The organism is Mucilaginibacter pedocola (assembly GCF_002013915.1).
GTDB lineage: Bacteria > Bacteroidota > Bacteroidia > Sphingobacteriales > Sphingobacteriaceae > Mucilaginibacter > Mucilaginibacter pedocola.
This window is the reverse complement of record NZ_MBTF01000013.1, coordinates 38,565-51,572: the sequence shown is the minus strand read 5'-3', so window position 1 is coordinate 51,572 and position 13,008 is coordinate 38,565. Positions and strand designations below refer to the sequence as shown.

Annotated in this window: 10 protein-coding genes; 7 read left to right on the top strand and 3 right to left on the bottom strand. The window is 45.6% G+C overall.

Annotation, left to right across the window (positions count from 1 at the left end; all coding sequences use genetic code 11):
- Positions 1-268: 268 nt before the first annotated feature.
- On the bottom strand, positions 269-2,578 hold the full coding sequence (bglX, locus tag BC343_RS15340) for a beta-glucosidase BglX (protein ID WP_078348722.1): 2,310 nt from the start codon (positions 2,576-2,578) through the stop codon (positions 269-271).
- Positions 2,579-2,762: 184 nt separating this feature from the next.
- Here bglX and BC343_RS15335 point away from each other — a divergent pair, with 184 nt between their 5' ends.
- The 5 genes from BC343_RS15335 to BC343_RS15315 all read left to right on the top strand — a co-directional run bounded on the left by BC343_RS15335 (position 2,763) and on the right by BC343_RS15315 (position 6,238).
- On the top strand, positions 2,763-3,509 hold the full coding sequence (locus tag BC343_RS15335; protein WP_078348689.1) for an NUDIX hydrolase: 747 nt from the start codon (positions 2,763-2,765) through the stop codon (positions 3,507-3,509).
- A 174-nt stretch (positions 3,510-3,683) separates the two neighbouring features.
- Positions 3,684-4,544: a YitT family protein gene (locus tag BC343_RS15330; RefSeq protein ID WP_078348688.1), complete on the top strand. Its 861-nt coding sequence runs from the start codon at positions 3,684-3,686 to the stop codon at positions 4,542-4,544.
- Positions 4,545-4,619: 75 nt separating this feature from the next.
- The gene (locus BC343_RS15325; protein WP_078348687.1) at positions 4,620-5,084 is read left to right on the top strand and encodes a RidA family protein; all 465 of its coding nucleotides are present in this window, start codon (positions 4,620-4,622) and stop codon (positions 5,082-5,084) included.
- Positions 5,085-5,206: 122 nt separating this feature from the next.
- Positions 5,207-5,944 carry a DNA-formamidopyrimidine glycosylase family protein gene (locus BC343_RS15320; RefSeq protein WP_078348686.1) on the top strand — a complete coding sequence of 246 codons (738 nt, stop codon included), beginning with the start codon at positions 5,207-5,209 and terminating at the stop codon, positions 5,942-5,944.
- 108 nt (positions 5,945-6,052) lie between these two features.
- A complete protein-coding gene (locus BC343_RS15315) occupies positions 6,053-6,238 on the top strand; it encodes a hypothetical protein (protein ID WP_078348685.1) in 186 nt (61 codons plus the stop codon).
- 157 nt (positions 6,239-6,395) lie between these two features.
- Here the strand turns inward: BC343_RS15315 and BC343_RS15310 are convergent, their stop codons facing one another.
- Positions 6,396-7,715 carry a serine hydrolase domain-containing protein gene (locus BC343_RS15310; RefSeq protein ID WP_078348684.1) on the bottom strand — a complete coding sequence of 440 codons (1,320 nt, stop codon included), beginning with the start codon at positions 7,713-7,715 and terminating at the stop codon, positions 6,396-6,398.
- A 315-nt stretch (positions 7,716-8,030) separates the two neighbouring features.
- Between BC343_RS15310 and BC343_RS15300 the strand changes: the two genes are divergently transcribed.
- Entirely contained in the window at positions 8,031-10,616 is a 2,586-nt protein-coding gene (locus tag BC343_RS15300) for an FtsK/SpoIIIE family DNA translocase (protein ID WP_078348682.1), read from the top strand.
- A gap of 154 nt (positions 10,617-10,770) precedes the next feature.
- Positions 10,771-11,439, top strand: a complete 669-nt coding sequence (locus tag BC343_RS15295; protein ID WP_078348681.1) for a LolA family protein — start codon at positions 10,771-10,773, stop codon at positions 11,437-11,439.
- A gap of 347 nt (positions 11,440-11,786) precedes the next feature.
- Here the strand turns inward: BC343_RS15295 and BC343_RS15290 are convergent, their stop codons facing one another.
- Positions 11,787-12,920: an acyltransferase family protein gene (locus BC343_RS15290; RefSeq protein ID WP_078348680.1), complete on the bottom strand. Its 1,134-nt coding sequence runs from the start codon at positions 12,918-12,920 to the stop codon at positions 11,787-11,789.
- Between the last annotated feature and the right edge of the window lie 88 nt (positions 12,921-13,008).

The following is a 13,008-nucleotide window of genomic DNA, read 5'->3' as shown; positions in this document are numbered from 1 at the left end:
TTTAAGAATGGCTCAAATTTCTATTTACGTCCTTTTTTTTTGGATTTGCAGCCTTTAAATTCTGCCGCGAAAGCGCGCTACAAATTATCATTTCGTTAAGCAAATGTTAATTATACAGTTAATTAGCCGACTTTTTAAAAAGTGTATAGTACACACTTGCCCGTCCATGTTTTTTACGGCTTATATAAAAAAAATGTGCCCTGGCAACTTGCCAGGGCACATTAGGTTATCATTTGTATAAGCTGTATTTAACAAAAACAATAGCTATCTATTTTTGCCACTGCACTTTAGCACTATGCGTATCGGCCGAGCTGGTACCAATGCGAATAATAAACTCGCCGGGCTCCCAATCGTACTTCAATTGGCTGTTGTAAAACTTCAATTGCTCGGGCGTTATGGCAAAGCTTACCTCTTTTGCCTCGCCGGGCTGCAGGCTTATTTTTTGGAAACCTTTCAACTCCTGCACTGAGCGCGACAGGCTCGCCACGGGGTCCGTCACGTACATTTGAACTACTTCTTCGCCGGCGTAAGCGCCATTATTGGTGACGGTTACTTTAGCGGTTAGTGTTTCGTTACCTTTCAACTTGGTTTTGCTCAGTTTAACATCGCTGTAGCCAAAGCTGGTGTAACTAAGCCCGTAGCCGAATGGGTACTGCGGGTCGTTAGAAATATCCAGGTAGTTCGATTTAAATTTGGTTGGGCCATCGGTATAAGGGCGGCCGGTGTTTTTGTGGTTATAATATATAGGTATCTGCCCAACGGTGCGCGGGAAGGTTGCGGTAATTTTACCCGATGGGTTGTAGTTACCAAATAACACTTCGGCTATGGCATTACCCGCTTCGGTACCCGGTGCCCATACATCTAATATAGCGGCAGCGTTTTCATGCTCCCAGCTAAGGGTAAGCGGCCTGCCGTTAAACAATACAATTACTATAGGCTTCCCTAATTTGGCCAAAGCTTTCAGCATATTTTTCTGGCTTTCAGGGATACCGATATCCGACCGGCTTGATGATTCGCCGCTCATGCTTTGGCTCTCGCCTACTACCGCTACTATAATATCAGCCTTTTTAGCAGTTTTAACAGCCTCGTCAATCATATCCTCGGGCGAGCGTGCATCTAAACTAACCATGCCCGGCCCAAAGTTTAGGCGTTTCATAAACTCGGTATCATCCGTAATGTTAGCTCCTTTGGCGTAAAGCAGTTTCACGTTATCGCCAACTACATGTTTCATGCCTTCCATTACGCTTACTGATTTTTCCCATTCGCCTGCAATTACCCAGGTGCCCAGCATATCGCGTTTGTTATCTGCCAGTGGGCCAACAACTGCAATAGTACCGCCCGATTTTTTAAGCGGCAATATTTGGTTGGTATTTTTCAGCAATACAAAAGAGTGCTCTGCAGCCACGCGTGCAGCTTTGCGGTTCTCTTCGGTAAATACGTTCTTCTTTTCTACTTCGGCATTGAGCGATTTGTACGGGTTATCAAACAAACCTAATTTGTATTTTGCTTCCAGTATACGGCGGCAGGCGGCATCAATTTCTGCCTGGGTTACCTTGCCTTGCTGTAAGCTTTTCTTTAAAGTATTTAAAAAGCCTTCGGCAACCATATCCATATCCAAACCGGCTTTCAGCGCAATGGCCGATACCTGTGCCAAATCGCCCAGGCCGTGGTTGCTCATCTCGCTAAGCGAAGTATAATCGCTCACCACAAAACCTTTAAAGCCCCATTGTTTGCGCAACAGATCGGTCAGCAACCATTTGTTACCTGTTGATGGTACACCATCTACGGTATTGAACGAGCTCATGATGCTACCCGCACCGGCATCAACTGCAGCTTTGTATGGCGGCAAATAATCCTGGTACATCTGCAGGCGGCTCATATCAACGGTGTTGTACTCGCGGCCTGCCTCGGCACCACCGTATAATGCAAAGTGTTTTACGCAGGCAATTACCGCATCCGCATTTTTAAGGTTGGTACCCTGATAGCCTTTTACCATAGCACCTGCAATTTTACCGCCCAGGTAAGGGTCTTCGCCGCTACCTTCAGATATACGGCCCCAGCGGGCATCACGTGCAATATCTACCATGGGCGAAAACACCCAGTTCAAACCTTCGGCAGTAGCTTCTTTTGCTGCTACACGTGCCGATTTCTGAATAATATCCAAATCCCAAGTTGCAGACATACCCAACGGTATAGGGAAAATAGTGCGGTGGCCGTGTATAACATCCAAACCGAATATTAAAGGTATATGCAGGCGGCTATTCTTCACGGCCAGTTCTTGTGCTTTACGTACATTCTCTACGCCGTATAAACCAAAGATGCCGCCAATTTTACCATTGGCTATACCATTATCTACACCATTATTAGTAACCGAACCCGTGATGGCCATACCGCTGGTAACCAGGTTTAGCTGGCCTATCTTTTCGTCAACGGTCATTTTTTTCATTAACGTGCTTACAAAGGCGTTCATTTTGGCATCGGCTGGGGCGGTTTGCGCCATGGCTTGCCCAAAAGGCATGGCCAGCATAGCTGCGGCCGTTATTTTAAAAAAGGCTTTGTTGGTAAAAAAACTTTTCATTTGAATAAACGTGGTTTGTATGTTTACCGTAATACACCAATTATAACGCATGATAATTTCGCCATTATTAAAGTTTGTTAAAACTTATTGGTTATTATTGGTTGTTAAAAAAATGTAAACAAGGGTGTAATTGGTACACAATTGTAGATATTAAAATTAAACATTCAAAGTATTTTTGATATAAATGCTGACTAAAGACGAACTGGAGCAATTTTGGGCAGAAGGAAACAAAACCTACCTCGACCACATATCTATTGATTGTGTGGTGTTTGGTTTCCACGAAGGCCAGATGAAAGTGCTGATGCTGAAAAGTAAGAACGAAAAAGACTGGTACCTGCCCGGTGGCTTCCTCAAAATAGAGGAACCAATTGACGATGCAGCTAACCGTATATTAAAAGACCGTACCGGGCTGGAAAAAATATTCCTGCGCCAATTCCGAGTATTTGCCGCGCCCGACCGCACCAAGCACCATAACGACCTGTACCACGACAACCCCTTTTTTAAACAGCGGTTTATATCGGTAGGTTATTATGCCCTGGTAGATTTTTTTGATGTTACGCCTACTGCCGATGCATTTTCTGAAGTTTGCACCTGGCGCGACCTCGAGGACCTGCCCACTTTCCAGTTAGACCACGAACTGATATTTAACACCGCGCTGGACACCCTGCGCCTGCAACTCAGCTATCAGCCAATAGGCTATAACCTGATGCCGAAAGAATTTACTATGCCCGAACTGCAAAAGCTTTACGAAACCATTTTAGGCAAAAAGCTGGACAGGCGTAACTTTCAGCGCCGTATGCTGGGCTTCGGCATTTTAAATAAGCTGGATCAAACCCGCAAAGGCGGCGCCCACAAAGCCCCCTACCTATACTCGTTCGACCTGGAAAATTACAAAGCCGCGTTGAAAGAGGGTCTGAAGAGTGGGTGGTAGCTTGTCTGAACCTTGATTTTCTTGATTTAAAGATTCTCTGATACAATTCGCAAAACATCGGATAATCCCTCAATCAGGCGAATCAGGGTTCAGAAACAGATCGCAAACTGGGAACCCTCTACCGAGAACTGCAAACTTTTCTGTATCTTAAGCCCGCATCTATTCTCCCGGATTATGAAATACAAAGCCGCTTTATTAGATACTGTACTGGTTATCTTAGGTATATTCTCGGCAGGGTTTGGGCTTAAAGGCTTTTTGCTGCCCAGCCACTTTATTGATGGCGGCGTAACCGGCATATCTATTTTAGTGGCCGATCTTACGCACACGCCCCTTTCCATACTAATTTTCTTCATCAATCTGCCATTTTTATTCCTGGGTTACCGCAAACTTGGTATCGGCTTTGCAATCCGCAGTGCATTGGCCATTGCGGGGTTGGCCGTGGTACTGGCTTTTATCAAATTCCCGGATGTTACACCCGATAAGTTATTGACGGCCATTTTTGGCGGCGTATTCATTGGTGCAGGCATTGGCCTTGCCATACGCGGCGGGGCGGTACTTGATGGTACCGAAATTGCCGCCGTATTGGTAAGCAAGCGTGCGCAAATAGTCCGCGTAAGCGATGTTATACTGATATTGAACGTATTCATCTTCATGGCCGCCATTTTTGTTTTAGGGGTAGAGAAAGGCTTATATTCTATACTCACTTACCTCTCGGCGTCAAAAATGATAGACCTGATACTAAACGGTTTGGAACAATACACCGGCATGACGGTAGTATCTACCAAAGGCGAAGAGATACGTATGGCCATTACCCAAAACCTTGGCCGCGGCGTAACCGTGTACCAAGGTAAAAGCGGGTACGGTAAAGACGGGCACATCAACGCCCCGCGCGAGATCATATTCACCGTAGCATCGCGCCTGGAAGTACCGCTAATAAAACGCGAAATACTGAGCATAGACCCCTCTGCATTTATTGTACAAACCAGCGTAGATGATACTACCGGTGGCTTATTGAAGAGGAAGAAAGGGCATTAAGCGCCCCAGCCTCCGCTGGTTAGCGGAGGAGTTTTTTTTTGAGCAGCTTATTGAAAGCATCATCATTTGACAATAATGAAACGCCTTATACCTTTAATAATAGTATTGTTTTCTACAACCTGCTTCGCGCAGCAAAAGGTGGTGGCAACTTTAGAAAATCCGCCGGCTGTGGTAACGCCAAAAGGTTACTCTCAGGTAGCGGTTATTGATATGGGCAACAGCTATATGCTGCTCTTATCGGGCCAGGTAGCATTAGATAAGAGCGGTCAACTGGTGGGCAAAGGCGACGTAGCAGCCCAAATCGAGCAAACATTTGCCAATATAAAAGCCATTGTAGAAAGCAAGGGCGGCACCATGGCTAACGTGGTAAAGCTGAACTATTACCTGATAGATGTGGCTAACATCCAAACCGTGCGTGCTATTCGCGATAAATACATCGATGTAAACCATCCGCCTGCCAGTACTTTGGTGCAGGTGAGTAAATTATTCAGGGATGATGTATTGGTGGAGATAGAGGCTACGGCGGTAATACCCAAATAATCATCCACCCAGATTTTCGGACTCCCACAAAAAAACCGTAAAGGTTTATAACCAGTACCAGCGAAAACATTCCTCCACGTTGCAGGGTTCTTCAAACACCTCTCTAATGAGGTTTGTAACTAATGCCTGAAGGCCCTATAATCGTCATCCTGAAAGAAGAGGCCCTGCAATTTAAAGGGCAAAAAGTGATCAAAGCAAGTTGCAATAACCGAGCTATAGATGCAAAATTATTGGTAAACCAAACTGTAACCGACCTTAAAAGCTGGGGCAAGCACTTCCTTATCTGTTTTCCGCATTTTACTATCAGGGTGCACATGATGATGTTCGGCTCGTACCGCATCAATTCTCACACCACAAAACCTGCGCGGTTACATTTGGGATTTGAAGGTGGCGGAGAGTTGAACTTCTACGCCAGTCAATTAAAACTGATAGAGGAGCCATTGAACAGCATGTACGACTGGAAAGCCGATGTGATGAGCGATAAATGGGATACCAAAGCAGTCATTAAAAAAATGAAGGAATTACCCGAACTATTGGCCTGCGATGCATTGATGGACCAGCACCTATTTTCGGGCGTGGGCAATATCATTAAAAACGAAGTACTCTTCCGCATACGCGTACATCCCGAAAGCCTGGTAAGCGCCCTGCCGCCAAAAAAGGTAAAAGAAATGATAAGCGAGGCCATCAATTACAGCTTCGAATTTTTGGGACAAAAGAAGACCGGCAAACTAAAGAAGAATTGGCATGCTTACGATAAAAAGATATGCCCGCGGGACGAGGTGCCGTTTATAAAACGAGATACCGGCAGATCACATCGCACAAGTTATTACTGCGAGATCTGCATGAAGAAATATGTGTAGAGCACCGATACCCTCATCTATCGCCATCTTAACTGAAAAGCCTCCCGTATAGAAACTTATTCCCGGCTACCTTGTTATTCTTTCTATAAACCAAAGCCCCAATAAATTATGGAAACAATAACAGTAAATGGCGACCCGCATGGCATGACAGCCGTTTGGGTGCCCAAATCAGACCTGTACCACGATCACGACAGCGTTACCCTGCAGTCGGCAGATGGTGCGCATTCCGTGGTTAAAAACATTTTCCGCGTTGTAGATGGCGGGGAAGATAAATGGGAACTGCAATTTGAATAACGGCTTTTTACCACAAGGTTCGCAGAGCAAATCTTCATGATGGCTGCTATTTCTTTACTATGCAGACCTAATAATGAAAATAAACACTCTGCGAACCTCCGCGTTACCTCTGCCAACTCCGTGGTTAAATAACGAATTTGATAAATATCCTACTTGTCTATTCCTTCGTAAACAAAACTTCCCTCCCGCCCTGCTTCAACAGAAACTGGTGCTTCTCAGGATAAAACACCATCTCTATACCTGCGGGCTCAAACAAAAATCTGTCGCCTTCTTTAGCTTCCAGCCTAAGTGAGCCCTGCCCTGTTGCCTGCCCTATCAGCGTAGCGCCATCTTTTGAAACCGTGATCTTCAACGGAAAAGTTGGGCTGGCATAAACCCCAAGGTATTTATCCAGGTCTTCGGTTTTAAGGGCGATGCTTTTAAATGATGGGATAGCATAGGGCTGGTTAAAGTAGATAGATAACGCACCGGTGATAATGTTTTCGGGCGTGTAGCTGCCGCCGTTTTTTATATAACAAACAGCCAGTTTATCCTCAGGAAAATACTGTAAAGACGATAAAAAGCCGTCGATAGCCCCGCCGTGCCCGTAACCCACTTTATCTTTAAATGCCGACTTATGCATGGCCATACCGTAGCCTTCAATAGTTGGTTTCATTTGAGCCAGGCTGGCAGCACTGATCAGTTTGCCTGCGAAAAGTGCTTCGATAAACTTATCCAGATCGGCCGGGGTTGATACCATTGCACCCGCACCGGTCGGGATGCTCATATCGGTTTCTACCGCTACCTTCCAACCATCGTTATAATCGTAAGACAATGCTTCGTTGGCCGCCGCGTTTATTTTGCCGCCGTAGTAGGTATCCTTTAACCCAATTTTATTAATTACACGCTGTTTCACTATCTCGGGATAAGCCTTACCTGTTATCTTTTCGGCTATGTAGCTAAGCAGTATAAAGTTGGTATTGCTGTATTTAAACTTCTCACTAGGTGCAAAGTCGGGCTTTAACGCTGCCATTTTCGACAACAAGAACTCGTGGGTTTGCGGCCGGGTCATGTAAGTGCCAAACTCCGGCTCGTTGGTAAGGTTGAACAAACCGCTGCGGTGGCTAAGCAATTGCGCGATAGTAATTTTTGAGGCATTGGGCATTTGCGGATAAAACTTATCCAGCGTGGCATCAAGCGTTAGCTTTTTCTCTTCTACAAGTTGGAAGATGATAACTCCCGTAAATATTTTACTGATAGAACCTATACGGTATTTGGTATGCGCATCGGCAAGGGTTTTAGCCTCTACCGAACTATAACCCACCGAGCGCTGGTAAACCACTTTACCATCCTTTGATATGGTAAGGCTGCCCATGGTTTTGTTATTAGCGGCAAGCACATCCAGCAGGCTATCCAGTTTCGGTTTATTAATATCCTGCGCCTTTACAACATTGAACGATAAAGCGACAAGGAAGAAGAAAAGTATTCTTTTTATCATGATAGAAGATTTACAGGTTTGACGGCTGCGGGTGCCGTGTTGTTACGGTAATTGTGAAATAGTGGCTATTTAACCGCAAAGTACGCGGAGAAAAAACGCAAAGGGGCGCAAAGCCTTGCATAAGCAATAGAGCAGCAAGCTTACCTGTTATCAGGATTGCGAAGCCTTTGCGCTCACCACTGTGCAAATTCTTTGCGCACTTCGCGGTAAAAATAACCAACCAAACCACCTCCCTAAATTTTCCCCACCCAACATAAAACTTAATTAATTCTAATAACTTTATATTTGCAACCAAACGTGCAAGGATAGCAGCAGATGCCAGTAAAAGGAAACCAGTTCAGGAGCAATAGTTTTAAGGATGACGAAACGCCGCGTAAGCCGGGCGCAAAAGCCGAAAGGCCAAAACCTACCAAACCCATAAGCGAACGCCTCCCCATATTCAATTTGGAGGATGGGCGCATCCTGAAAATAGTAGGGTTATTCTCGCTGGTGCTGGCGGTTTTCTTTCTCATTGCCTTTACCTCGTACCTGTTTACCTGGCAGCAAGACCAAAGCTATGTTTCGCCTGCCAACGGCGGCTGGCACAACCTCTTTAAATCATCAAAAGAACTGATAGAGAGCGGCATTACCGACCCTATCGATAACTGGCTGGGCGTATTTGGTGCCTTGCTGGCCAACCAATTTATTTACGAATGGTTCGGCGTGGCATCGTTCCTGTTTGTATTCATCTTTTTTGTTATCGGCTTCAGGCTGGTATTTAAAGTAAGGCTTTTCTCGGTGCCCAAAATGCTGGCGTATACGCTTTTTGGCATTGTGTTCATATCTATTACCGTGGGTTTTGTACACGGCATGGTGTCAGATTACCCGCACTTTTTCGAAGGCGAATTTGGCTACTGGAGCAATAAGCTACTGAGCGTGCAGGTGGGCCATGCGGGTACAGGTGCTATACTGGCATTTGCCGGATTGACTGTTTTGGTAATAGCTTATAACATTGATTTTAAACTACCCGAACGCCGCGAAAGAAACATTCCTGCTATTGCCGTGCCGGATGTAAAACCCGAGCCTGTTGAACTGGAGGACGAAGAAATTTCTGTCCCTGTGGAGTGGCCACGCAACGGCGGCCGCGCCAAAGGCAATAATATATTGAAAGAGGATGTTATAGAAATTGTTACGCCGGAGCCTGTAAAGCCCGAGCCCATGCAGCAGAACATCCCACGCCACGAGCCGGTAGTGCTTAAGCCCGAGCCTGAACTGGAAGTTGAAGAAGATATAGAAGAGGATATACCGCTTACTATTGATGTGGTTCGCCCTACCCCGGTGCTCAATATCGAAAAAAGCGACGATGATGCCAAGGCAGCCTCGTTGGTAGAGCAGTTTGGCCAATACGACCATAAGCTTGACCTGGCATCGTACCAATACCCTTCGCTGGATCTGCTGGAAAACTACGGCAGCAACAAAATAGCGGTAAATGCCGATGAACTGGAAGCCAACAAAAACAAAATTGTTGAAACGCTGAACCACTACAACATCGAGATTGAAAAAATAAAGGCCACCATTGGCCCAACGGTTACGCTTTACGAAATTATACCCGCGCCGGGCGTGCGTATCTCCAAGATCAAGAACCTGGAAGATGATATAGCCCTAAGCCTTGCCGCTTTAGGTATACGTATTATAGCGCCTATGCCGGGTAAGGGTACTATTGGTATTGAGGTGCCAAATCAGCACCCCGAAATGGTGTCGATGCGATCGGTACTGGCCACCGAAAAATGGCAGAACGCTGCAATGGACCTGCCAATTGCCCTCGGTAAAACCATCAGCAACGAAGTATTTATTGCCGACCTGGCCAAAATGCCCCACTTATTAGTTGCGGGTGCTACCGGTCAGGGTAAATCCGTTGGTATTAACGCCATATTGGTATCGTTGCTTTACAAAAAGCACCCTGCCGAATTGAAGTTCGTATTGGTTGACCCTAAAAAGGTGGAGCTTACGCTGTTCCGTAAAATAGAAAGGCACTTTTTGGCCAAACTACCTGATGATGGCGATGCTATTATCACCGATACCAAAAAGGTGGTAAATACGCTCAATTCTCTTTGTATTGAGATGGACCAGCGTTACGACCTGCTGAAAGATGCACAGGTACGTAACCTTAAGGAATACAACAACAAATACGTAAACCGCAAAATAAGCGACCCGGAGAAACACCGTTACCTGCCATTCATTGTACTGGTAATAGATGAATTTGCCGACCTGATGATGACCGCCGGTAAAGAGGTTGAGCAACCTATTGCCCGCCTTGCCCAGTTGGCCCGTGCTGTGGGTATACACCTGGTTATTGCAACACAGCGCCCATCGGTAAACGTTATTACGGGTACCATTAAGGCCAACTTCCCGGCCCGTTTGGCCTTCAGGGTATTATCTAAGATAGATTCGCGCACCATTTTGGATGCCGGTGGTGCTGATCAGTTAATTGGCCGCGGTGATATGCTGCTCTCGACAGGTAGCGACCTGATACGCCTGCAGTGCGCCTTTGTGGATACGCCTGAGGTAGAGAAGATATCCGATTTTATTGGTAATCAGCGTGGCTACCCATCGGCCATGTACCTGCCCGAATATGTGGGCGAAGGCGAAGCAAGCAGCCCTAAAGAGTACGATGCCGACAGCCGCGACCCAATGTTTGAGGATGCTGCGCGTTTAATTGTATTGCACCAGCAAGGCTCAACATCGCTTATTCAGCGTAAAATGAAGCTGGGTTACAACCGTGCAGGACGTATTATAGACCAGTTGGAAGCAGCAGGTATTGTTGGCCCATTTGAGGGCAGCAAGGCCCGCGATGTGCTCTACCCCGACGAATACAGCCTGGAACGCCACCTGGAAACCCTCCAAAAACCAAGCAACGATTAAACCAATAGATTGCTAATTACTCTAATTGAGTGAACACTAATTAGAACGAACGGAAGCGAATTACACAAATCCATAAACACAATTAGTTTAGTATCAATTTGTGAAATTTGAAACAATTCGAGGAATTAGTGTTAACTCAAAAGAATAAAACACAATGAAGAAATTAACCCTATTTATACTGGCAGCAGCTTTTACATTTAGCAATGCCTTTGCCCAGAAAGATAAAGATGCCAAAGCTATTTTAAACAAGCTGAGCACCCAATACCGCAGTTACGATGCCGTAAAAACCGACTTCACGTTGCTGGTTGATAACCCGCAAGCCAACCTTAAACAAACCCAAAGCGGTACGCTGGTTGCCAAATCAAAAACCAATAAATACAAGGTAACTATTTACGAAACGGGCAAAACCGTATCACAAGAGATCATCAGCGATGGTAAAAGCCAGTGGACCTACCTAAAAGATGCCAACGAGGTACAATTAGCCGATGCCGACAACAGCGAAGAAGCATTTAACCCGGCCAAGATATTTACCATGTATGAAAAAGGGTATAAATATATTTACACCGGCCTGCAAAAAGCCGGCGGCAAAACCTACCAGGTGATAGACCTTACCCCCGAAAGCGAAAAAACAAGCTACTTTAAAGTACGCTTAATGGTAGATAAAGAGAAAAATCAGCTATATAGCGCCAATATTTTCGACAAGAACGGCAGCCACTACACCTACACGCTAAAAACATTTGCAGCAGTTAAAGGAATTACCGATGCCGCTTTTGCTTACGATAAAAAAGCACACCCGGGCGCCGAGTTGGTGGATCTGAGGTAATAAACAGGTAATGCTTTCTTACTCCACGATGTCATTTCGACGAACAGTGGGCAAGGGAAGCGCGTGGCGTGAGGAGAAATCTTCTGCACCATGCATTACCGAAATGCATAAACGCCAAGCATTGTACCGAAGATTTCTCGTCGCCCTCTCTCACGGTCCCGCCCTTCGCTCGCTCAAAATGACAAAATTTATTGAACAGTTGCGCTGTAAGCGATAGAATAGAAAGACTGGTGAGCCTAAAAAATCCTGGGCTTACTTGATTTAAAATATCCAATATCGAATGATGAAGTTCGTCCTTCGATATTGGATATTCGAAATTCATCATTCGATATTCTCTTCCACACTTATTACACCCTAATATATATCTTCCTGCTGTCCAAAATCTTCCCAACTACCCAGCACAGCAGCATATAACTTACCGCGAACAGCAGCGATCCAAGGGCACCCGGTAGTATGGCCTGGTAAACGCTTGTATTTATCCAATCGAAAAAGCTGGTTTTGCCAACGGGAATCATCCAGAAGGCTATGATGAGTATCTCCGACAAAATGTAAATAGCCAGCGGGTTTTTACCAACGGTGGTGAAAAAGCTCGTCCAGTTAGCGGGGTTCCATTTGGCTACTTCAACAATGTAAATAAGCGAAGAGATAATGGTAAGATCTAACCCAACGGTAAGCAATGTGAACGGGCTCGACCATAATTTTTTACCTATCGGGAAGCTAAGATTCCAGCAAAGCGACAGGAAGATGAACAGGCAGCCCACCAAAAACAGCTTGGCAATTGCCTCGTAACCCTTTCCTTTTTCCTGCACAAATCTACCCGCATAGTAACCGCAAATAACGTTTACAATGGCTGGCAGTGTACTCAATATTCCCTCAGGATCGAAGGCCACGTGCTCGCCGTGGTATAGGTGGGCATCGCCTAAAATAAATTTATCGAAATAAGTGCCCGCGTTGGTCAGCATACCGTAGGGGGCAGCGGCATCGCCAAAGGCCAATAAAAGGAGTTGGTAGCCAACAAGTAAAATAATACTGATGATGATAACCGCACGTTTCGACTTTACGAAGTATACAATAAGCGAAGCGAACAGGTAGCAAAGCGCTATACGCTGCAAAACGCCCATTACGCGTGTGCCGCTAAACGGGCGGAAAACCCATTGCCCGTCTATACGGTCGAAGAACGGGAACCAATACATCAGGAAGCCAAGCATAAAGATGATAAAAGCTCGTTTGAATATTTTAGCCAATACTGCACCGGTGCTCATTTGGGCAAATTTGGAAGAAGTAAAACTCATGGCATTGCCAACAGCGAACAGGAATGAAGGGAACACAAGGTCGGTTGGGGTAAAACCAAACCAGGCGGCATGCTCAAGTGGTGCAAAGGGGGCTGCGCCGCTGCCGGGCGTGTTTACAATGATCATAAAACAAATGGTCATTCCGCGAAACACATCCAGCGAAAGAAACCTCTCGGGTTTTTGGCTCATAATTTCAATAATAGGTTTAAAAGATCTGGGGAAATATCAGGTACAATATATAAATAAATCGGCGTGAAAAACACAACGACTTACCATA